Below are 23213 nucleotides of genomic sequence, written 5' to 3' on the forward strand. Positions count from 1 at the left end.
CCTGCATCAATGTCTGTCGAGGTGTCGAATGAGAGTCGTCAGCTCGCCCCACTGGGGCGAGTGTTGAAGGGTGAATGCCGGCGAACTGCGGACCAACCGTGACACATTAGCGCTCGCGTAACGCCTCGCTGCGAGCGCGGATGATCGGTTTGAGCAGGTAGCTGAGTACGCTTTTCTTGCCGGTGATGATGTCCACCGATGCCACCATGCCCGGGATAATCAGCAGCGGATGCTCCTCGGTGCCCAAGTGGCTCTTGTTCGTGCGCAACTTGATCTCGTAGAAGCTATTGCCGTCGTCGTCGGTCACGGTGTCGGCGCCGATTTGCTCCAGTTCCGCTTTGAGGCCGCCGTAGATGGTGAAGTCATAGGCGGTGAACTTGACCATGGCTTCTTGACCGGGATGCAGGAACGCGATGTCTTGCGGGCGAATACGCGCCTCAATCAGCAGGTTCTCGTCCAGCGGCACGATTTCCACCAGATCACTGCCGGGCTGGATCACTCCGCCGATGGTGTTGACCAGTAGTTGTTTGACGATGCCACGCACTGGCGAGGTAACCAGGGTGCGGTTGACTCGGTCTTCCAGCGCCCGTCCTGTTGATTGGATTTTGCTCAGTTCAGTGCGCGCTTCGTTTAATTGAGTGAGTGCCTCACTACGAAAGCGCCCACGGGTCTCGTCGACTTTGCGCTCCACTTCCTTGATCGCTGCCTCAGCACGCGGTATGGCCAAGGTTGTAGCTTCCAACTGGCCGCGTGCTTCCACTTCGGCGCGCTTTAGGCGCAGCACTTCCACTTGAGAAATCGCCCCCTCCGCCACCAGCGGCTCAGACATGCGGATTTCCTGACGCAGCAGGTTCAGGCTGTTGCTGAACTGGCTCTGCTTGGATGCAAACTCACGCAACTCCTGACGGCGCTGGGTGAGCTGCTCCTCCAAACCCGCCACTTCGTCGAGCAGTTGCTGCTTGCGGCTTTGGAACAGTTGAATCTCGTTATCGGCCTGACCTGGGGCTTTCTCGCGCACTTCATCACTGACCAACAGTTCGCGTGATTCGACTTCCGCGCTCAGGCGCTCAACACGCAGCAACAAGGCCAGACGATCGGCTTCAGTCTCGCCGACGTTGGATGCAAAACGGGTGTCATCCAAGCGCAGCAGCGGATCGCCCGGATCGACAATCTGCCCCTCGCGCACAAAGAGCTCCGCGACAATGCCGCCTTCGAGGTTCTGGATTTTTTGCAGGCGTGAAGACGGGATCGCCTTGCCATCGCCTCGGGTTACTTCATCAACCACTGCAAAATTGGCCCACAACAGGCAGAACAGGGTAAAGGCAATCATGCCCCAGATGGTCAGACGCACCACCCGCGGCGCGTCCTCAATCAAGGCCTTATTGACTTCGGGGAGCGGCTCATCACCCAAATCATCCTGACTGCCGAAATAGGCCGCCACGGCCTGGCGCAGGCTCTTTTTCTCAGGTGCTTTAGCTGACACTGATCTGCCCCTTCTTCAGTGCTTCCATAACGCTGCCTTTTGGACCATCGGCAATGATCTGCCCGCGATCAACAATGATCAGACGATCAACCAGCGACAGCATGGAAGCGCGGTGCGTGACCAGCAGCAGGGTCTTGGTGCCGATGACCGCCGATAGACGCTGCTTAAGACGTTCTTCGCCGGTGTTGTCCATGGAGCTGGTGGGTTCATCGAGCAGCAGTATGGGCGGATCAAGCAGCAGCGCCCGAGCCAAGGCGACGTTCTGCCGTTGCCCGCCGGACAGGTTCTGGCCGCGCTCGCCCACTTGCAACTCGTAGCCTTTGGGATGCAGACGGGCAAATTCGTGCACACCCGCCAACTCGGCCGCCTGCAACACCAACTCGTCCTCAACGTAGCGCGCGCCGCTGACCAAGTTATCGCGCAGGGTGCCACTAAACAGCTGAATGTCCTGCGGCACATAGCCGATGTTGTGGCGCAAATCGCTGACGTCCAACTGGCGCACATCAATACCGTCCACCAGCAAACTGCCGGCATCGGCCTGATACAAGCCAACAATCAGCTTGGCCAGCGAACTTTTGCCTGAACCGCTGCGCCCAATAATGCCGATCTTTTCCCCCGGGCGAACGCTCAGGTTGATGCCCACCAACGCCGCCTGCTGTTGATCGGGGTAGTGGAAATCCAACTGGCGAAACTCAATCGCACCCTGCAGTGACTGGCGCTTGAGCGGGCGCTCATCGGCGTGGCGCTCCTGCGGCAATTCCATCATCTGGTTGACCGAATCCAGGGTGACGCGCGCCTGCTGGTAGCGGGTCAGCAACCCAGAAACCTGCGTCAAGGGCCCTAGGGCGCGACTGGTGAGCATGTAACAGGCGATCAAACCGCCCATGCTCAAGTTACCCGCCATGATCTGGTACACGCCCAGCACGACCACCACCACGCCCGCCAATTGCTGAACCAGCAGGGTGGCGTTCATCGCCAGACTCGACAGCATGCGCGCGCGCAGTTCAAGGCGACTCAAGGTGCCAATGGTCTGCTCCCAGAGGTACTGACGCTCACTTTCAGCATTGTTCACTTTGACCGCATCCAACCCGGCCAGGCTCTCGATCAGGCTCGACTGGCGCTCACCGGCCAGGGCCATGGTGCGCTGCATGGTCTCGGCCAACGGACGCTGCAAGGCCCAGCCGATCAACGCCACCAACGGAAAGGCCAGCACCGGAATCCACACAAGATGCCCACCAATCATGGCAATGACGGCCAGAATCAGCAGGGTAAACGGCAGGTCAATCACGCTGGCTAAGGTCAGCGAAGCGAGAAAATCGCGCAGGCTCTGAAACTCGTGGATGTTCTGCGCAAAGCTGCCAACCCGCGCCGGGCGAAATTTCATGGCCATGCCGACGATGCGTTCGAACAGCGTGGCGGAGATGATCAAGTCGGTCTTTTTACCGGCCAGGTCGAGGCATAAACCGCGTAAGGTTTTCAGCAGCAGATCGAAGAAAAACACCCCGGTGATACCAATCGCCAAGACCCACAGGGTGGCTTCGGCTTGGTTGGGCACCACGCGGTCGTAGACGTTCATGACAAACAGCGGCGTGGCTAAACCAATCAGGTTGATCAACAGACTGGCAGCAATGGCATCGATGTACAGCCAGCGCGAACGTTTGAGGGTGTCGCGAAACCAGGACGTGGCGCGCGGGATCATCTCTCCGCGATTGAAGTCAAACTTATGCTGAGGCTGAGCAAAGAACACACGGCCGCTGTAATCCTCAGCGAGCACCTCGGCGCTCACATGCACCTCGCCGCCTTCACTTTCACTGAGCATGATGCGCGCCTGGCCTTGCTCATCCCACCCCAGCAAGATGGCGCTGCGCCCTTCTTTGAGCAGCAACAAGGCGGGCATGGCCAGCGGCGGGATCTTGCCCAACGCACGACGCAACCAGCGGCCTTGCAACCCCGCACGTGCAGCCGCACGAGGGAGTAACTCAGCACTCAAGCGTTGTTCAGGAAGCGGCAGCCCAGCCGTCAACATAGCCCGGCTGACGGACTTCTGATGCAGGCTGCACAGGGAAAGCAGGCTATCGAGTAGAGGATCGTCGTAGCGGTCACGTGGGTCGCTACGGGTTTGCATCGGGCTTGGCTCTACTGCCACAGGATTCACTCGCACTCAATTAACACTGTTGACGGTTAGGCACAGCCTAGGCGCACACCACTGGGCATAGCAGGCTGCGGCTGATATCGACCTGCTTAAACATAACGCAGGTTAAGTGATTGATCAGCTTAGCCCCATAACCACAGGATTTTACGCACAAAACACGCAGCTACAGGCCTAAGCACTGCATGCTGCGTGTCCCGATACTAGCCCGTCAACCGGACGCGCATTAATTCAAGCTTGGCAAGCTTGCCTGAGATTTAACTTCGTCCAGCGGTGCAGCGGCCATTGGCGCAACTACACCATGCGCCTTGAGCAGAGAACCCGTGGTCGCCTTGATGCGGTATTGAGTGAACTGCTCAACAAAGCGCACCTCTTCAAGACGGCGCGAAGCGGTAAACAATTCATTCTCACTGTCGAGCAGGTCGAGCAGCGTGCGGTCACCGAGGGTGAATTGCTTCTGGTAAGACTCACGCACGCGGGTGCTGTAATCAACATACTGCTGCGCAATCGGCAACTGCTGGCGGGCGTTGTCCATGGCGTTCCAGGCCAAGCCAAGCTCTTCGTTTAATACGCGCAGGGCGTTATTGCGAATATCCATGGCCTGATTGGTCTGGTAAGCCTTGGACTGCAAGTCTGCTTTATTGCTGCCACCGGCAAACAAGTTGTAGCGCATACGCAACATGGCTTGCCATTCATTGCTGTGGCCACTGGTGCCGTCCAGGTTGTTGTCCATACCACGCGACAGTTCAGCATCAACACGCGGATAGAAACTTGACTTGGCCGCCTCGTATTGCTGTTCGGCCGCTTGAACATCCGACTCGGCCGAACTCAGCAACGGATTATTGACGAGCATTTCCTGTCGAGCGACCTGCAAAGTGTCCGGTAATTGCCCCAGCAGACTGGCAGGACGGATGAGCTGGCCAGGATCATTCCCCACCACACTGAAATAATTGACACGCGCATCCGCCAGATTGGTCTGCTCGGTGATCAAATTGTTGCGCGCCTGGGCCAAGCGGGCCTCAGCCTGGTCGAGGTCAGCAGTGCGGCTTACGCCACTCTGGCTACGCAGTGTGATCTGGTCATAAATGCGCTCGTGGCTGGCCAGGTTATTCTCAGCCAAACGCACCAACTCCTGGCGAGTCAGCATATCCAAATACACCTGTGCGACCGTCAAAGCTGTGCGCTCCGCTGTACCCAGCAACTCATAGGCGCGCGCATTGACTGTTGCACGCTGACGACCTACTTCGCTGCGGGTGGCGAATCCATCAAAAACCATTTGCTGCAAGCGCAAGCTGGACTCGCCACGCGTCAAGGTTTCAGTGTTGTGCGTAAGGCCACGCGTACCGGGGCTATCAGTGCCTTCGCGGCCATAGCCGGCCAATAGATCGACCTGCGGCAAGTAACCGCCTTTGGCTGCCTTCATCTGCTCCTCAACCGACAACCGTGCATGAATGCCGGCCTGGATCTCTGGATGCACCTCTAAAGCACTCTGCATCGCTTCATTTATAGTTTGACCATGGGCAGCCAACGAGACAGCCAAAGCAAGAGGAAACAGTGCTAGAAAACGCATGTAAATGAAGCTCCTTTCAGACGATCCAGAAACGTGGCGCAATTTAAGACGCAACGCGCTTGACGCAGGGTGGCACAGAATACATAAACAACTTACAAACGTGACAGCCATCACAAAGCACAGCAGCCAATATCAAAGTGACATCAGCACGCGCATTGTTTATTATCGCGAACACTTGGTCAATAGTTTGGCATATGGTTAATTCCATAGCGTTATAGCCAAAAAAGTGACGGCATAAATTTGTCAGCCTTGTAACGCCACAAACAACAAATGGCGTCACTATTACTCAACGATTTTACGCGCCTAGTTCGGAGCCCGATTTATGAGCACTTTCATCGCCATTGTTAAAAGCCTTGTTGGTCAGGTTTTCGCCGTATCTTTGGACGGTATCAAGCGCCAGGTATTTGAAGGCGAGCGCCTGCTCAAAGGTGAGCAGATCCTGACCGGGCTGGGCGGTGAAGTCACGCTGGAACTGGCTGATGGTGAAATCGTAACCGTGGGGCAAAACAGCGGCTGGCAAGCAGCCCCTGACACCGAACAAACTGCATCAAATGAAAGCGCTCCAGACACCGATTTAGAACAAGCCCTCGCCGCCGGCTTCGACCCCACCACCGATCTCGAAGCACCAGCTGCTGGCCCAAGCGCGGGTGGCAATACCGGTGGTGCGGCTGGTGGCGGTCATAGTTTTGTATTGCTGAATGAAACTGGCGAACAACTGGATCCGACCATTGGTTTTGAGACGGCGGGGACGGGGTTTGGCGGGACGACGCAAACTGAACTCATTGGAGCAAACGAGCAGATAACCGTTAACGCTCTTCCGGACACGACCTCGCCGATAGCCCCTAACGTTGTTCTTGCCATCGATAGTGGCGCCAATACAACTGACCTCATCACTAACAATGGCAACCTTATTATTGGCAACACTGAGCCAGGAGCACTCGTTGAGTACAGCACCGATGGCGGTGCTACGTGGACCAACTCCTTCACTCCGATTGAGGGGGTTAATTCAGTATTGGTTCGTCAGACTGACCCGTCAGGCAATGCATCACCCTCAGCATCTATTGTTTTTACGCTCGACACTCAAGTAATAGCTCCCACACTCACACTCAATTCAGATAGTGGTACGCCTGGGGATCGGATTACTAACGATGGTACGTATAACGTCGGCGGCGCAGAGCCCGGCGCGGTTGTTGAGTTCAGTACTGACGGAGTTACATGGAGCCCCGCTGCACCGGTAGCAGTGGAAGGTAGCAACACCATTCAAGTGCGCCAGACTGACATAGCTGGCAACACTTCACCGACTTCAAGCCTCACTTTTATCCTAGACACTACTCCGCCCGTCATCACTGTCAACGCCCCAGATAACGTTAACGATGCAACACCCGCTATTAACGGCACCACAGATGCCGCAGACGGAAGTACGATTACCCTAACCATCACCCAAGGCTCGAACACGTTTACCTTCACCACCGTGGCTAACGGCGGCACATTCAGTGTTGATGTACCTTCTGCTCTAACTGACGGACCATACAATGTTACGGCCAGCGTGACCGATACAGCCGGAAATACCGGTAATGCCGCCGATAACGGAACCATCGACACCAGCGCGCCAAGCGTGCCGGTGGTCAACACCCAGATCACCAATGACACCACCCCGGTGATCACCGGTACCGCCACCCTGGCCGCCGGCGAGACCCTGACCGTGGTCGTCAATGGCGCCACCTACACCAATGTTGCGGTCGTCAACGGCGCCTGGAGCATCGACACCGGCTCGGCCGTGCCCGCTTCCGGCACCTTGGGCCAGTTCGTTAATGGGCAGGCCTACGACGTCACCGCCACCGTGACCGATGCCGCCAGCAACACCGCCACCGACATCACCAATGGTGAAGTCACCATCGACACCACAGGCCCAAGCGTGGTCATCAGTACCATCGACAGCAATCTGTCGGCCGGTGAAACAACTACGCTGACCTTTACGTTCAACGAAGTGGTGACCGGTTTTACTGCAGGCGATATCGTCCCAACGGGCGGTACGATCAGCAATCTGGTTCAGTCGGCTGGCAATCCAGCTGTCTGGACAGCTACGTTCACCTCGACGGGGGGGGGCTCGCCGAGTGTCAGTCTGCCTGCAGGCAGCTATACCGATCTGGTAGGTAACGTAGGCAGTGCGGGCAGCCTGAGTCTCAATAGCGATCCGATAGCCATCAATGACACCTATCTGATCTCCGGTTTGGTAGGTCAGTACTTTGGCTATAACGAAGGAACAAACGGGACCAACCTAACCAACCTGAGCCAGGTTGAAGCCTTTGCCAATGGCAATGCACCTTCTGCCACCTTTATCGCCACCAGCTTGAATTATGGCGGTTCGTTCAGCACTGGCTTGGGGGTTGGCACCAATTTGCAAGCCTTCCTCAACAGCGACGCCGGCAGCTTGTCGACTGATCCTGGTACTACTTCCGATGCCATTATCAAACTTAATGGCATCGTTAACCTTGCAGCCGGTACTTATCAGTTCCGTGTAACCGCTGATGATGGCTATAGCATCCGGATCAATGGCCAGACAGTTGCCGAGTTCAATGCCAACCAAGGGGCTACCCCCAGAGAGTCGCTGGCCTTCACCATTACACAAGGTGGAGCGCAACAGGTTGAGATTATTTACTGGGATCAAGGCGGTGCAGCACGTTTAAACGTTGAACTGCGCCCAGCAGGCGGTACCTACAGCGTATTGGGGGGAAGTTCGTTACAGCATGAAAACCCGGCGTTGGTGACCAACGAAGATCAAGCGCTGACTATCACTCCAGCCACACTACTGGGCAACGACAGCGACCCGGATGGCAACGCAATCAGCATTGTGAGCGTGCAAGGGGCGACTAATGGCACGGTCGCGTTGGTTGACGGTAATGTTCGATTCACGCCAAGCGCTGACTACAACGGTCCCGCCACCTTTACTTATACGGTCAGTGACGGCCGTGGTGGACTTTCTACAGCCACTGTAACGCTTGGCATTAAGGCGGTGAACGATGCGCCAGTGGCGGTTGTCGATAACATTACGACCAATGAAGACACGGGTATCACCATAAACGTGTTAACCAATGATCGCGATGTTGACGGCGATAGCCTGAGCGTTACCAGTGCTACAACCAGCAACGGCACTGTTGTGATCAATGACAACACCTTGATTTTTACCCCTGCCATCAATTTCAGTGGTACAGCGCAGATCCAGTACAGCATCAGTGATGGTAAAGGCGGCACTTCGAATGCCCAAGTTAACGTGACGGTCGCACCACAGGCTGATGCTCCGCTGATTTCTCCTGTGGCCAATATATTTGTGCTGAACCCTGGTGCTACGGTTATCTCAACGGGTAACACTGACACCCCAGTCAATACGGTGGCAATTGACGTTGGAGAGGGTATCTCGCAAGCCAACTTGGAATCAGAACTTGGCCTGACTGCAGGCTTTCTTGATGACCGTTTTGACCCCGCGGGCACACAGGTCAATGACCCTGGTTTCGTTAACGTACAGGACGGGAAAGTCACTTACGCCAACTACAGTTTGACCAGTGGTACAACTGTTAACTGGAGCTATTCCTTCTCTAATGGCGAGAACGAAAGCGGGGAAGTATCTAGCGGCTTTAACGACTTAGTCGTGTTGATCGTGACCGATCCTTCAGGGGCTCGAAATGCCTTCTTGGTGGACTCTTCGGAATCGAAGTTCCCAGCTTTCACCAGTAACGGTACCTTTAATTACACCGCTACCCAGACCGGTAACTACAGCTTCAGCTGGTTGGTACTTAATGGCGGTGACAGGATCAAAGACTCATCTCTGTCTTTAACAAATACCTCTTTCACTCAGAGTGGTAACGCCACGCTTTACGGCGCACCTATAGCCCTGTCTCTCGCAGCCCAACTGGCCGATCGGGACGGATCTGAATCATTAAACTTGGTGCTGTCAGGACTGCCGACTGGCGCAGCCTTGAGCGCTGGCACTAACAATGGTAACGGCAGTTGGACCTTAACCGCTGGCGACCTGAGCAACCTGCACCTGCTTCCGCCTGCTGGCTTCACCGGTACGCTCAACCTCACACTGACGGGGACTGCCACAGAAACAGCAATCAACCAGACGGCCAGCAGTTCGCAGTCGTTCAGTGTCACCATCAACGCGACCAGCAATACACTCACCAACGCCACTGTTGCAGACAACACGCTTACCGGTACAACAGGTAATGACCTCATACGTGGGTATAACGGCAATGACACCCTTAGCGGTGATGGCGGTAATGACCTGATTTACGGGGGTAGTGGTAACGACACGCTCAACGGCGATGCTGGTAACGATCATCTGTATGGTGGGATTGGCAACGACACCCTCAATGGAGGGATTGGTATCGACTTCCTCAACGGCGAAACCGGCAACGATATTCTCAATGGTGGTGCAGGCGATGACATCCTGCGGGGTGGTCTCGGTAACGATACTCTGAATGGGGGTGCTGATCGGGATCTCTTTGTATGGCAGCGGGGCGACCTGAACACGTCTGGCGGTAGGGATGTCATTCAAGACCTAAACCCCACTCAAGGCGACCGCATTGATCTGAGTGATCTGCTACAAGGTGAAAACGACGGCAACATCCTCAACTACCTGCGTGTGGATACCACCACCTCCACGCTGTTGGTGAGCACCACGGGCGGGCTCAACGATACTGGCAGCAATGCTGATGTAACCATCGAATTGGACAACGGCAGCGGCGGTAACTTCAATATCAACCCAAACAACCTCAGCCAGGCTGACTTGGTTAACTCGTTGATAGCCGGTGCTGATCCGCTGATCAAAATCGACCATAGCTGATACCAACCACCCCGCTACCATGAGGTAGCGGGGTTGTTTGGGGTGGCCACAGAGGCAAGGAGCGGTAGATGTTGTATGTAAAACGAGATGCCTGGGGTAACCTGCAACAGGTGGAGGCCGCCCCGTTTGAGGGGATGGACGATGAACTGCTGGCCGATAGCCAGGAGGCTCAGGCGTGGTTTGCCAATCAGTCGGTCGAAAGCAGCCTGCTCAAGCTCAAGCAGAGCGACCTGGACATGATCCGGGTGCTGGAAGACTTGATTACCGTGCTGATTCGCAAGGGTGTGGTGCGCATTACTGATTTGCCGGAAGCGGCGCAAAGCAAGCTGGTCGGCCGCAGCAAGGCGCGCGATGCGTTGGGTGGGCTGCATCGATTGATCAACGACGACGAGTCGGGGCTGATCTAAGTATTCTGCCGCCTTGCACGCGGGATCAGGAATATTGGTCGGCTTATCGATCGCGCCCCGGATTACGTTGGCGCTAATCCAGACTACAGACTGCCACCCTGCACACAGGATGAGACCGTTCATTTTGTGAGCACGCCCACTCCCAGGGGCTGGGAGTTCGGATTAAATCCGGAATCATTCTGTCAGCAGAGCCATCGCAACCCGGATTACGCTGCGCTAATCCAGGCTACGGTCTACGACATGATCAACGACGACGAATCGAAGCTGGTCGGACTTTGCGATGCGTCACGCTCAAACAACTCGCGAGCAGTCACGCACCTACTACAAAAATCTGCTGTTAACGCCAAGGGGCTGGTTCGCCAAACAAGCGACCTTGAACGCCGCTAATACCCATTGAACGCAACACTTGGCATTCGCCTTCGGTTTCCACACGCTCGGCAATCAGCGGCAGGTCGATGCTGTTGGCCGCGCGTTGCATGGCTTCGATAAACAGGCGTTTGTCGTTTTCCTGATCGATGCCGCGGATGTAGCTGCCATCGACCTTGAGGTAGCCAAGGCCAAGCTTGGCGAGGTTACCGATCATGCTGAAGCGTCCGCCAAAATGCTGCAGGCCCAGGCCGAAACCCAGTGTGCGCAGGCGTTGGGTCAGGTTTTCCAGCGCGGCTTGATCCGGCAGTTGGTCTTCATCCAGCTCCAAGGTGAGATAGGCGCTGAGGGCGCGATGGTTCTGCAACTGGGCATACAAACCAGCCAGCGCCTGGGGTTCGCGAATACAGCTGCCAGAGAGGCTGAGGGCCACCTTCATGGGTTGCTGCTGCAGGTTTTTCAGGACCAACTCAAGCATCACGGCGTCCAGTCTGGCGGCCCAGCCAAAGCGCTCCAGCCAAGGCAGGAAACGCCCGGCGGGGATCACCACGCCTTGCTCATCCAGCACCCGCGCCAGCACTTTATGGTGCAGCACGCACGCTGGATCAGCAGTGGCCACCACAGGCTGGAAGTACAACTGAATACGCCCCTGTTCCAGGGCTTGATCAAGCAAACGGTACCAGCCCTGCCCTTCATCCACCGAGGCTGACTGATCTGTCAGTTCACTGAAGGCCCAGCTCGGCTGCGCTTGGCTGGCGGCCTGCGTCAGGGCGCTGTCGAGGGTGCGATACAGTTCGTCTTCAGCATCGCCTGGGGCAAAGCGGGTCAGGCCCATGTAGGCGACCGGCGTGCAATCGCTGGCTCCGGTTTGTTGCAGACTATGCAGCATCTGCTCCAGTTGCTCGGCCAATTGCTGCGCCTCTTGACGCTCAACGCCCGGCGCAAGCAGGGCAAATTCACCGCCGCGGTTGCGCGCCAGAATGAAACGGCCCCGACTGAGTTGTTGCAGTTGCTCGGCAATGCCTACCAATAACTGATCGGTGCGTGGCCCGCCCAAACGTTGGTTGAGGCCGCTCAGGTCGTTCACGCGCAGCAGCAGCAAGTAACCGCTGCAGGCCTGCTCTTCAACATTAAGGCGGGCATGCAGTTGTGAATCAAAATAGCGGCGGTTGGCCAAGCCGGTCAGGCTGTCCTGATAGGCCTCGGCGCGCAGCACTTCACTGCGTGCGGCTTCTTCGGCGAACAAGGCTTTGAGTTTGCCGACCATCTGGTTCATGGCGTTGACCACACGGCGAAACTCCGGGGTTTTCGGCAATTCAGGCAGGCTGAGAAACTCGCGCCGGGCGATGGCATTGGATTGCTCGACCATGTAGTCCAGCGGGCGCAGTTGGCGCTTGAGAAGCAAGCCGCCCAAGGCGATGCAGAGCACGCCGGTCAGGGTCAGCCAGAGCAGATTGCCCAGGGTGCTTTGCCACAGTTTACCGACCGCAAACAACGGATGACTCACCACCTGCACGTGCGCAGCCTGGCGCCAGCCATCGCTGACAATCGCATCGCCCTGCGCCGGAGCCAGATTGACCAGACGGGCAAACCATTGCGGGGCTTCACCACTGACCGGGACACCCGTGCGTTCGACCAGCAGCGCGCCAGTGGCCGGATCGCTGACGCGGATGCTCTCGAAATAACCGCTGTCGAAAATTGAGCTGACCATCAATTCAATCATCGCCGTGTCATTCACGTGCGGGCCGAGCGATAAGCCCAAGGCGGTGGCAGTGTCCTGCGCATGGGCGCGCAGTTGATTGACCTGCTGCTCGCGCGAGCTCTCAACGCTGACCAGAAAGCTGCCGGTGAAATTCACCAGCATCAGCACGCAGATGGCAATAAACAGCTGCTTGAACAATGACATCAAGGGCTCCTAACGAATGCAGCGAGGCAACTCGGCGCGCATTTTCCCACACAAACAGCATTGGCACCTGCATCGGATTTATATCCGGAGGCATAACCGTGCCAGTCGGTACTCTTAACACATAGGGTTTATCATGGCGGCACTCGGCATCGCCCGCCACTGATGTTCTGCCCTACACCAGCTGACGACGAAATGTCCTCCGCTTCTCAGTCGCGCACCGCACTTTACGGCGCGGACACACGCTTCACTCACACGCCTATTCGTGGAGATCAATTGGTGCTCGAACAATTTTTGCTGCTCTTCCGCTTGCGCCTCCTGTTTGCAGCCAGCGTGTTGCTGGTGATGGTCATGGGCTGGCCACACCCGCCGTTGTGGCTGCAATGGACCGCCCTGCTGCTGGTGGTGGTCACGGCCATCAACACCCTGCGGCATAAGCACATGTTCCTCGGTCTGGTGCTGATTCTAGGCTTTACCAACATGGCGCTATTGGGGCTTGAGCAGCTGGTCGAACTGCCGGCCAATCTCACCAATGGCATTGGGCTGTTCGTGTTTTATGTGGCCATGGTCGCGTCCCTGTTTCACCGCGTCACCCACGAGCGCCCGGTCACGGGCGAGCTGATTTACGGCCTGCTGGCGTTTTATCTGCTGCTGGCCTTGGCCTTCGCCATGGCCTACCAGATGGTCAACAGCCTGGTGGTGGATGCTTTTTGGAGCAGCCACGGCGATTTGCAGTTGGATGATTTCGTCTACTACAGCCTGGTCACGCTCACCACCGTCGGCTATGGCGATATTCACGCGCTGGCCCCGGCGGCACGCTTGCTGGCCGGCGCAGAAGCGGTCGCAGGGGTGATGTTTATCGCCATCGCCGTGGCACGCAGCCTGATGCTGATCAATGATCGCGGCACGGACGTCTAAACGTCGGGCGTTGGGTCGCCCGACCGGGGGTCGCTAAACGCAATGTGCGCCTAACGCTTGGGAATGCTCTGCAGGTGCAGCATGCCGAACAGCATGACCTGCGCGCGATCCAACCACACGTTCGGGCGCTGCTGCAGGCGTTGTTTGAACAGCAGTAACTCGCCTACATGCGCCAGCAAAATGCCGATGGCGGCCAGGTTGACTGGCCAATACCAGACCTCTCCCAGCGGGATAAACAGGTTGGCCAACGCCAGCAGCCAGAACAGCGCCAGCGCGCCTTTGGCAAAACTCAACAGATGCATGTTTCACAATCCTCGGTTCAGGGAGGCTTGAGTATGCAATGCATGCCAAGACGCGCCTGCCGATCTTTGGTTGAGGCGCACAGAGGATGATTAGGTCAGCGGGCGGTCGCACTACTCGCCCGCTGACCATCGACTAACGCAGGGTCAGGGCTATCGGCGCTTCGCTAAAGTCAAAACAGCCGAGGAAGGTCTTGATGTCCAGCAGGTTACCGTCGACCTTTACATCGCCCAGCAGCACACCTTTGAGCAGACCGTTTTCACCGCTCATAACGGTGTCCAGGTAGGTCTTGTCGAGGGTCAGCTTAAGCGGGGTGCCCTCGGGAATCCCTTTGTGCAACTGCACCACGCCACGACGCACTTCCAGTGCCCACTGCTCGCCGATATCCGGAAAATCAAAGCCCAGGGTCAGCTGCACATCGTTGGCTTTTTCCGGGTCCACACGGGTGATCCAGTTCTGCAGGAAGATGCGCGGCGGGAAGGTTTTCAGCATGTCGGGCGAAAGAAACGCGCTGCGCATTTGCAGGGCCATCTCTTGCACGTCCTCACCGTCTAGCTTGCCTTCCAGCTCCATGGCGCTGGTCAGGTACCAGTTGCGCCAGTTGACGTTCATGCTGGCGTAACCAAGTTTGCGAAAGCTGCGCGCTTTGATGTCACGGGCCAGCGTGTCTTTTTTGTCCACTTGGATGGCGTAGGTGGCCAATTCCGCCGCCCACTGGAAATCACCTTTCAGGTACGCATTGCCAGCCGCCAGCAGGAGCTTTTCGCGCCCGCCCATCAGCTCGATCAACCGCTCGGCCTTGTCCTTGGGTGGTAGCGGGTCGAGCGCCACCGGATCACCCTGGAACCAGCCCAGGTAGCCGTTATAAATCTGCCTTACGCTGTGCTTTACAGTGCCGTAGTACTCACGCAGGTACGGGGTGTAACCGGCCAAATGCGGTGGCAGTTTGACCTTCTCGACCAACTCGTCCGGAGTCAGGCCCTTGTTCATCCAGCGCACGGTTTGGTCGTGGATATAGGCAATGCCATCGCGGGTCATGCGCAGCACCTCTTCCACATTCTCGGCCCCGCTCACCGGCCGGCCGTGCAGCGGCACCATGTGCTCGGCGTTGAAGGCACGCAGTTTATCGAGGCTCTCGACCCACACCACCGGGTCGCGGAATTTGGTGCCGCGCAGGGTGTGGATATTCGGCAGCGTGGGCCCCTGCTCCACCTCGGCGCTGATCAGCACGCGGTTATCCGGCAGGTAGACGATGATTTCGTCCGGCGCTTCGCTGGGTACGTGCAAAAACTGCAGGTCTAGGCCAGCAATGCGCGTGTTGAGTGTGTCCTTGAAGGTCAAGGTCGGGGCGATAAAGGTTGAGGCTTCGACAATCGCCAACGGCCCGATGCCGGCATTCATCTGCTCCTGATCACTGGCCGGCAACGCCGCACCGAAGCTGTAGCCGGAGCGTACCGAAAGAATCGGCCCGACCAACGCACCTTGTGCGACCACATTGGCCAGCAGGGTGTCGTGGGCAATGATCTGCACCTCGCCACTGCGCACCTGTTCTTCCGTGACAAAGGCCTTTACGCCGTTGATGTGATCGGGGTGAAAGTGGGTGTAGACCACCGCTTTCACCGGCTTGTCGGTGATTTTGCGGAACTCGGCCATGATCTTGCGCGACTCGCTCACCGACTCGCCCGTGTCGATGATAATCAGCCCTTCCGGTGCCTCAATCATCGCCACGTTGCCCAGTTGCCAGCCCACGGCGGAGTACACATTACCCGCCACCTGATAAACCTTCTGCGTGAAGTGCTGGGTGTGCGCGGCCAATTCCGGGTGGATGGATGGAGCAATCTGCTCCTTGGGCAAAGCCGCCTGGCTGGTCAAGGGCAGCGCCAGGCTCAGCAGCACTGCGGCCGTTCGATTGAGTAAAAACATAGGGTCGCGCTCATTGTTATTGGCAGTACTGAAAGATTGGCCAACCAACGCCAATAATTCCAATGCATTCCAAATCAACAAGCGATGCACAGAGCGCATGAAAGACCGCCGCCAATGTCTACGCTTCGTCGCCCCGGCCGGACAACGCGTCATCACTCACGCACTCAAGAGCATGACCCGCAAGGGTATCAACCGGAGAGACTTGGCAATAACGGACGAGCGGCCCCTAGCTGTATAAAAAGCTGGGCCCCGGATGCTCGCGACCATCGTCAACCCCCACCTCACGCTCAATCAGCGTATTGAGTCGGGTATTCAAGCCTTCGATTAGCGCACGGTGTGACGTGGGCTCATTGGCCAGGTTGTGCAATTCGTCCGGATCGTTCTGGGTGTCGTACAACTCCAGATCATTACGCGCCAACAAAGTGGCTAAGTCCTCGGGCTGATGATGATCGGAAGCTGCAAAATAGCGGGCGAACTTATAGCGGCCGTCATGGATGCCACGCAGCAGTGCGCGATTATCCAGAGACGGCCCAGGCTGCAGACGTTGCAACGACTCCTTGATGATGGTCCACGGCGTAACCTGATCGTGATCGCGCATCAGGGCCTCATTGAACTCTGGGTCGAGGTACATCGTCACGCCGCAGTCAAACAGGTGACCGCGCTCATCACGCTTCGAACGCCGCGAGGCACCGCCCAGGCTTTCGGCCAGACTCACCCCAGCCAACTGCGGGTGGCGTATGGCCTGGGCCGCAGGTTCCAGGCCTGCCAGTTCGAGAATAGTCGGCACGATATCAACGGTCGAACCCAGCGCCTCACTGCTGAAGCCCTGAGCAATATCCGGGTGACGGACGATGAAGTTAACCCGCGTGTTCTCCTTATACATATGCGGGCCTTTCTGCCGTAATTGATGCGCGCCGGCCATCTCACCGTGGTCAGCGGTCAGCATGACGATGGTGTTATCGGCCAGGCCGCTGGCTTCAAGCCCCAGCAACACCTGCTCGATGCTTTGGTCAACGTCGCGCACGCAGTTCAGGTAGTAACTCTGCAAGCCCTGCCAGGCAGCCTCATCACCCGGATCGAGGTGGCCATAAATGTGGTTGCATAACTCGACATCGGCGCGCTGCGCCCAAGGTTTGCGCGACAGATCCTCGGCGTAGAAGCTTTTCGGCAACGGCAGGCCCCAGTGCTGCTCGTACACCCCAGTGCGCGGCCCCGACGAGAGGGGGCCGAGAAAATTGCGGCGCAGGCGCGACTGTTCCTGATGGATGCCGGAGCTGTAGAACATGATGTCGTGCGGGTTAACAAAATTGACGGCAAGAAACCAGGGCTGCGCATCGTCGCGATGGCGCTGCAGCCAATCGACCGTATCGCTGGCCGTCACCTTGTCGTAGATAAAACCGGTCATCAGCGAGCCATGTGGGTCACCATTAAGGTTGAAGTCGGAGAAACCATAGGGCTGTAACGCCTCAGTAGTCGGCTCGACCACGCCATAGGTGAGGTTGCTCGAGTGCTCGATATGCGAAAGGTGCCACTTGCCCTTATACGCCGTCAGATAGCCTTGCTCGCGCAGCATATGACCCAGTGTGGGAATGCTCGGCGACAGCTCACGAAAAGGCGGCAGACCCAGGTTGGCGGTGATGTGGGTGTGCTGGGTGTGCTGCCCGGTGAACAACACCGAACGTGACGGTGAACAGGGCGTGGTATTGACGTGAAAATTGCCCACACTCACCCCTCGCTTAAGCAAGCGCTCATGCCCGGGCAGCGGCACGGCGCTGGGCAAATCGCGGTGGGCGCGCTGCTGATCAGTGACAATCAGCAGGATATTCGGCTTACGGCCGGCCGAACGCTGCACAGCGGGTGCCCCGAGCAACGGAGCGGCCAAACCAGCGACACTGACCGTCCCTGCCAGTTTGATTAAATCGCGACGCTTCATCGGTATCTCCCGGACACGCTCAAACAATGGGGGCCAAGCAGCCCGGGCGGCAGCGTGACGGCCAGCAGCGGACTGTCGAAACAATGCCAGGCTGGCATCACGAAAATACTTGTGAGGGGCCTCGGCAGACTGGCAAGGTCGACGCAATAGTTCCAATGCAATCTAAAACCAATAGCGATGCACACCACGCATGAATGATCTCCGCCAACTCCGTCATTTCGTCGCCCTGGCCGAGCATGGGCACTTCGCTCGCGCGGCAGAGGCCATTCACCTCAGTCAACCGGCGCTGAGCCGCAGCATTCAGGCGCTTGAAGCCAGCCTAGATTGCCGCCTGATTGACCGTCACAGCCGCGGCATCAGCCTAACCACCCACGGTCAATTGGTGCTCGAGCATGCCCAACGCCTGTTGGCGGGCAGCCGTGCGTTGAAAAATGCGGTGAGCCAGTTGGGCAATCTGCAAACCGGTGATTTACGCCTGGGCGCGGGTCCTTACCCCGCCGCACGTTTGGTGCCGCGGGCGGTTGGGCGCATGGCGCAGCGTTACCCACGGGTGCGCATCCACCTGCACATTAGCAACTGGCTGGAATTACGCGAACGCCTGCTGGATGACGACCTTGAGGTGTTTGTGGCTGACAGCCGCGAACTGCTGGACGACCCACACCTGTGCATCGAGCCTTTGCAACGGCACGACGGCGTGCTGTTCTGCCGCCCCGACCACCCCCTCTTGCAACACGATGGGTTGCGTATGCACGACCTGCTCGACTACCCGCTGGCGGGCACGCAACTGCCGCAGGCCGTGGAGCAAAACCTGCGCGCGCTCAGCAGCCGCGAACAGCCGCTGAGCATTCAGTGCGACAACTTTATGGTGCTGAAAGCGCTGGTGGCCGACAGCGATGTGCTGAGCGTCGCGCCGTGGGATGTGGTGGCCGACGACATTCAGGCAGGGCGTCTGGCCCGTTTGCCGCTACAGGCCGATACGCTCACTGAACAGTCGGCTTACGCCCTGATCAGCCGTGCCGGTCACAGCCTGTCACCAGCCGCCGAAGCCATCCGCGAAGCGATCCTGAACGAAGACCAACTCTTCGCTCAGGCACAGGTTTGATCACACGGGAGTCGTGGGGGTCACTGACGTTGCCGTTCCCAGCCGCGACGGTCATCCCGGTGAGAGTGGTTTTCTTGCCAGCCACCGTGGCCATGCGACCGCTGCCACTGGCGCTCCCGGTAAACGTCACGCCGTGACTGATTCCAACCGTTGTGCGGTTCAATCCGGCGGTAGTCCGCATGCCCGCGGTACTGCCGTGACGGCTCGATGGTGATGGAGTAGCGCGGTGCATAGCGATGCGGTGCCGGGTGCTGAATATGGTACTGAGGCGTGTAATAGCGCTGCGGCGGTATGGCATACACCCGATGTGGGGGTTGGCGGTAATAGGGATTGGTATGACGCTGATCGTAACCGTCTTGGTAATAGACGCGGTGTGCATACCCGCTACCGCCATAAACCGCGCAACCGCTGACCGATAACATCAATAACGCTAACAACATGGCTTTGTAGGGCATAGCGGCCTCCTTCGACCGCAAATACGGCAGTGACCGTTGTCGCTGCCAGGGATCACTCCCGCTGCATCAGACAACGGCAACCGGCTTACTGTGCGCACACCCTGCGCAGCAGATTTCATTGCAAATTGTTTCAGTGCTAACAGGTGTAGCCATTTAGCGAATCCATGCGGCAAAACAGCACTCAGTCACTAAAAAATCACGGTTGCAGTAAATCGTTTTAAAACTGGCACAGTCCTCGCTTAAGTCTTTGTGCATCAAGGAAATGCGGACGGCTGCAGGGCACTGCAGCCGGACACACAGCAATGGTCGACTAGGGTTCCGGTTCGCGCCTTAACGGGTGGCGAATGGCTGGTCCGAGAGTCGACGACCTCAGGCAATGACCACGGTCATGGGGTTACACGGCGGGATAAAAGCCCGGGAGAACGCACGGCCCTGCTGTCCGCTTTCCCGTACCCGCTATCTGCCATGAGGTTCCCCATGCTGACCCTGACGCTGTTAACCCGCCGACTGATTCGCCTGACTGCCACCGGCCTGCTCGCCGCCCTGCTGCTGCAACCGGCGTACGCCAGCAGCGAGCCGAAAACCTTCAAGCTGTGCTGGTCGATCTTTGCCGGCTGGATGCCCTGGGGCTATGCCGCCAACGAAGGCATCATGCAGAAATGGGCAGACAAATACGGCATTCGCGTTGAGATCAGTGAAGTGCCGGATTATGTCGGCTCGATCGAGCGTTACACGTCCGGCGAATTCGACGCCTGCACCATGACCAACATGGACGCGCTGACCATTCCGGCCGCCGCCGGGGTGGACTCCACCGCCTTGATCGTCGGCGACTTTTCCAACGGCGCGGACGCCTTGCTGCTGCGCGGCGGCGGCCTGACCATTCAGGACCTCAAAGGCAAAACCGTCCTGCTGGTGGAGAACTCGGTGTCCCATTACCTGCTCAGCCGCGCCCTGGAATGGGCCCTACTCAAGCCGGAGGATGTGACCGTCCAGCACGTGTCCGACACGCAAATCGCCGAGGCTTTTCTGGCGGGTCAAGGCGACGCGGTGATCACCTGGAACCCCATTCTGGCCAGCATCAAAAAGCGGGCACAGGTCAGCGAGGTGTTCAGCTCCAACCTGATTCCCGGCGAGATTGTTGACCTGACCGTGGTCAACAGCCGCGTGCTGCAAGCGCATCCAGAGCTGGGCAAAGCCCTGACGGGCGCCTGGTTTGAAACCCAACGTCTGATGGGCCTGCCCACCGAAGCCGGGCGCACAGCGCGGGCCAAGATGGCCAGTGCAGCGGGCACCACCGCGGATGATTTCAATCAGCAACTCGACACCCTGCGCTCGTTCTACTCCGCGCGCTATGCACTCAACTTTACCCGCTCCAACAAGATGCCTGAGTTGATGCAACGGGTCGCGCTCTTTGCCGATCAACAAAAACTGCTCGGCCATGATGGCAAAGGGCTGGAAAAAATCGGCATTGCCTTCAGCGGCGAACGCACCTTGGGCAACGCCAGCAACGTGATGCTGCGCTTTGATGAGCGCTACATGCAGATGGCCGCCGACAAAAGCCTGTAACGCCCCACAATGCAGCACAGCTAAGCGCGACACGCACCGCCAGGGCGCACAACCTGGCGGGCGTAGCCACAGAAACACCGGGCCTGCGCCAATAGTGAACTGGCACGATGTTCGCAACACACAGGTTATGCAGGAGCACCCCGCTGTAGCGGGTTCGCGGTACGACAATTTGCAATAGCTGACTAGGGTTCCGGCTCCGCTGTTTCGCAAGAGACAGCCGAGTGACTGGTCCGAGAGTTGGCGACCTCCTTCGAGGTTACACGGCGGGATAAAAGCCCGGGAGAACGCGCCCCACCGTGGGATCCGCCGCGAACTCCTGCCCGTATTTCTCGAACTGGAGGCTTCACCATGCGTAAGACCCGTCTGTGTTCAGTACTCGCCGCCGGCCTGGCCGCTGCCATCAGCGTCAACAGCCATGCTGCGCCGAAATCCGATTTCAGCGTTTGCTGGACCATCTACGCCGGCTGGATGCCCTGGGAATACGGCGCGGCTGAAGGCATCGTCGACAAATGGGCGAAAAAGTACGACATCAGCATCGATGTGGTGCAGATCAACGATTACGTCGAGTCGATCAACCAATACAGCGCCGGCCAGTTCGACGGCTGCACCATGACCAACATGGACGCCCTGACCATCCCCGCTGCGGGCGGCGTGGACAGCACCGCACTGATCATCGGTGACTTCTCCAACGGCAACGATGGCGTGGTGCTCAAAGGCGAGAAAAAGACCTTGGGCGACCTCAAGGGCCAGAACGTCAACTTGGTTGAACTCTCCGTGTCCCACTACCTGTTGGCACGCGGCCTGGAACGCGCCGGGCTGAGCGAGCGCGATATCAAGGTGGTCAACACCTCCGACGCCGACTTGGTCGCCGCCTTTGCCACCAGTGATGTCACCGCCGTAACCACCTGGAACCCACTGCTGGCCGAAATTGAAGCCACGCCGGGCGTGACCAAGGTGTTCGACTCCAGCCAGATCCCTGGTGAAATCATTGACCTGATGGTGGTCAACAGCGACACCCTCAAAGACAACCCGGCCTTTGGCAAAGCCCTGACCGGCGCTTGGTACGAAATCATGGCCACCATGAGTGCCGACACCCCAGCGGGTATCGCGGCCCGCGAGCACATGGCCAAAGCGTCCGGCACGGACCTCGCCGGTTATGAAGCGCAGTTGGCCGCGACCAAGATGTTCTATTCCGCTAAAGACGCCGTGGCCTTCGCCAACAGCCCGAAACTGCCAGCAACCATGACCAAAGTGGCTGAATTTTCCTACAGCCACGGACTGCTCGGCGAAGGCGCGAAAAGTGCCAAAGCCATCGGCATGAGCTTCGCCAACGGCGTGGTCACCGGTGATACCGGCAACCTCAAACTGCGCTTCGATCCGAGCTATATGCAGATGGCGGCTGACGGCACGCTGTAATGCCATGACGTAGGTTGGGTTGAGCCTGCGAAGCCCAACACCGCCATTCGTTGGGCTTCGCAGGCTCAACCCAACCTACGCCCACTTGCTTCGAGAGCTTGCCATGCGTCTGATCAACCGCCACCCGGATCGCAGCGGTCGCCTGCTGCTGATCCTGCTGCCCTTCGCCCTGCTGCTGTTCGCCTATTTTGCAGGCTCGGCGCAGCGACTGGCCGACAACCCCAACGACAAGCTGCTGCCCAGCGCCACACAGATGATCGCGGCGGTGGACCGGCTGGCCTTTACCGAAGACAAACGCAGCGGCAAATACCTGTTCTGGCAGGACACCGCCGCCAGCCTTAAACGACTGGCCATGGGCGTGGCCATCGCCGCACTGGTTGGCTTGTGCTTAGGCATAGCCGCCGGGATTATCCCGCTGTTCGGTGCGCCGCTGTCGCCCCTGCTGACGGTGCTGTCGATGGTGCCGCCGCTGGCCGTTTTGCCGATCCTGTTTATCGTCTTTGGCCTGGGCGAGCTGTCCAAGGTCATGCTCATCGTAATCGGCATTACGCCGATCCTGGCCCGCGACCTAGAGCAACGCGCCCGAGAAATTCCTCAAGAGATTCTGATCAAGGCGCAAACATTAGGGGCCAGCACCTGGACGCTGATCCTGCGTGTGGTGCTGCCGCAACTGCTGCCGCGCTTATTGATCGCCCTGCGTCTGGTGCTCGGCTCGGCCTGGTTATTTTTGATTGCCGCCGAAGCCATCGCCTCAACCGACGGTCTGGGCTACCGCATCTTTCTGGCCCCCGGTGTCAGGCTAGTTGTCGCCTGAGCTGATTTATCAAAACGATAGATCGGGGGCGTCAAAGAGAGCTGTAATGTCGAGCTATTCACCTG

14 protein-coding genes, 1 pseudogene and 2 riboswitches are annotated in these 23213 nt (G+C 58.1%); of the genes and pseudogenes, 7 read left to right on the forward strand and 8 right to left on the reverse strand.

The window, feature by feature from the left end; all coding sequences use genetic code 11:
* Positions 1 to 106: 106 nt before the first annotated feature.
* From AUK77_RS10720 to AUK77_RS10730, 3 genes are all read right to left on the reverse strand, one after another.
* Positions 107 to 1453 (reverse strand): HlyD family type I secretion periplasmic adaptor subunit, encoded by a 1347-nt coding sequence (locus AUK77_RS10720; RefSeq protein ID WP_296129401.1) that lies wholly within the window; start codon positions 1451 to 1453, stop codon positions 107 to 109.
* A gap of 19 nt (positions 1454 to 1472) precedes the next feature.
* On the reverse strand, positions 1473 to 3608 hold the full coding sequence (locus AUK77_RS10725) for a type I secretion system permease/ATPase (RefSeq protein ID WP_296129336.1): 2136 nt from the start codon (positions 3606 to 3608) through the stop codon (positions 1473 to 1475).
* Between the two features lie 250 nt (positions 3609 to 3858).
* Positions 3859 to 5202 carry a TolC family outer membrane protein gene (locus AUK77_RS10730; protein ID WP_296129338.1) on the reverse strand — a complete coding sequence of 448 codons (1344 nt, stop codon included), beginning with the start codon at positions 5200 to 5202 and terminating at the stop codon, positions 3859 to 3861.
* A 322-nt stretch (positions 5203 to 5524) separates the two neighbouring features.
* Between AUK77_RS10730 and AUK77_RS10735 the strand changes: the two genes are divergently transcribed.
* Positions 5525 to 10045 carry a retention module-containing protein gene (locus AUK77_RS10735; RefSeq protein WP_296129339.1) on the forward strand — a complete coding sequence of 1507 codons (4521 nt, stop codon included), beginning with the start codon at positions 5525 to 5527 and terminating at the stop codon, positions 10043 to 10045.
* Positions 10046 to 10113: 68 nt separating this feature from the next.
* Positions 10114 to 10452, forward strand: a complete 339-nt coding sequence (locus AUK77_RS10740; protein WP_296129342.1) for a tryptophan synthase subunit beta — start codon at positions 10114 to 10116, stop codon at positions 10450 to 10452.
* 337 nt (positions 10453 to 10789) lie between these two features.
* Here the strand turns inward: AUK77_RS10740 and lapD are convergent, their stop codons facing one another.
* Positions 10790 to 12724, reverse strand: coding sequence for a cyclic di-GMP receptor LapD (gene lapD / locus AUK77_RS10745; protein ID WP_296129344.1), 1935 nt, complete (start codon positions 12722 to 12724; stop codon positions 10790 to 10792).
* 192 nt (positions 12725 to 12916) lie between these two features.
* Here lapD and AUK77_RS10750 point away from each other — a divergent pair, with 192 nt between their 5' ends.
* Complete coding sequence (locus AUK77_RS10750; protein WP_296129347.1) at positions 12917 to 13639, forward strand: potassium channel family protein; 723 nt, start codon at positions 12917 to 12919, stop codon at positions 13637 to 13639.
* A 50-nt stretch (positions 13640 to 13689) separates the two neighbouring features.
* Here AUK77_RS10750 and AUK77_RS10755 read toward each other — a convergent pair whose 3' ends face one another.
* From AUK77_RS10755 to AUK77_RS10765, 3 genes are all read right to left on the reverse strand, one after another.
* A complete protein-coding gene (locus AUK77_RS10755) occupies positions 13690 to 13941 on the reverse strand; it encodes a DUF1145 domain-containing protein (RefSeq protein WP_296129349.1) in 252 nt (83 codons plus the stop codon).
* A gap of 133 nt (positions 13942 to 14074) precedes the next feature.
* The gene (locus AUK77_RS10760) at positions 14075 to 15961 is read right to left on the reverse strand and encodes an alkyl sulfatase dimerization domain-containing protein (protein ID WP_296129352.1); all 1887 of its coding nucleotides are present in this window, start codon (positions 15959 to 15961) and stop codon (positions 14075 to 14077) included.
* Between the two features lie 127 nt (positions 15962 to 16088).
* On the reverse strand, positions 16089 to 17795 hold the full coding sequence (locus AUK77_RS10765) for a sulfatase-like hydrolase/transferase (RefSeq protein ID WP_296129356.1): 1707 nt from the start codon (positions 17793 to 17795) through the stop codon (positions 16089 to 16091).
* 190 nt (positions 17796 to 17985) lie between these two features.
* Here AUK77_RS10765 and AUK77_RS10770 point away from each other — a divergent pair, with 190 nt between their 5' ends.
* Positions 17986 to 18897, forward strand: a complete 912-nt coding sequence (locus AUK77_RS10770; protein ID WP_296129359.1) for a LysR substrate-binding domain-containing protein — start codon at positions 17986 to 17988, stop codon at positions 18895 to 18897.
* A gap of 20 nt (positions 18898 to 18917) precedes the next feature.
* Here AUK77_RS10770 and AUK77_RS10775 read toward each other — a convergent pair whose 3' ends face one another.
* Complete coding sequence (locus AUK77_RS10775; RefSeq protein WP_296129361.1) at positions 18918 to 19352, reverse strand: hypothetical protein; 435 nt, start codon at positions 19350 to 19352, stop codon at positions 18918 to 18920.
* 299 nt (positions 19353 to 19651) lie between these two features.
* A riboswitch (guanidine-I (ykkC/yxkD leader) is annotated at positions 19652 to 19775 on the forward strand.
* A 54-nt stretch (positions 19776 to 19829) separates the two neighbouring features.
* On the opposite strand from AUK77_RS10775, the gene AUK77_RS10780 reads away from it, so the two are divergent.
* The 3 genes and pseudogenes from AUK77_RS10780 to AUK77_RS10790 form a co-directional block, all read left to right on the forward strand.
* Complete coding sequence (locus AUK77_RS10780) at positions 19830 to 20918, forward strand: putative urea ABC transporter substrate-binding protein (protein WP_296129362.1); 1089 nt, start codon at positions 19830 to 19832, stop codon at positions 20916 to 20918.
* A 171-nt stretch (positions 20919 to 21089) separates the two neighbouring features.
* Positions 21090 to 21203: riboswitch (guanidine-I (ykkC/yxkD leader) on the forward strand.
* A 63-nt stretch (positions 21204 to 21266) separates the two neighbouring features.
* Positions 21267 to 22334 (forward strand): putative urea ABC transporter substrate-binding protein, encoded by a 1068-nt coding sequence (locus tag AUK77_RS10785; protein WP_296129368.1) that lies wholly within the window; start codon positions 21267 to 21269, stop codon positions 22332 to 22334.
* Between the two features lie 103 nt (positions 22335 to 22437).
* Positions 22438 to 23118 (forward strand): annotated as a pseudogene (locus AUK77_RS10790) (ABC transporter permease subunit); the annotation flags it as partial.
* Positions 23119 to 23213: the final 95 nt, after the last annotated feature.

Origin of the sequence: Pseudomonas sp. Ga0074129, assembly GCA_001465025.1 — a bacterium.
GTDB lineage: Bacteria > Pseudomonadota > Gammaproteobacteria > Pseudomonadales > Pseudomonadaceae > Aquipseudomonas.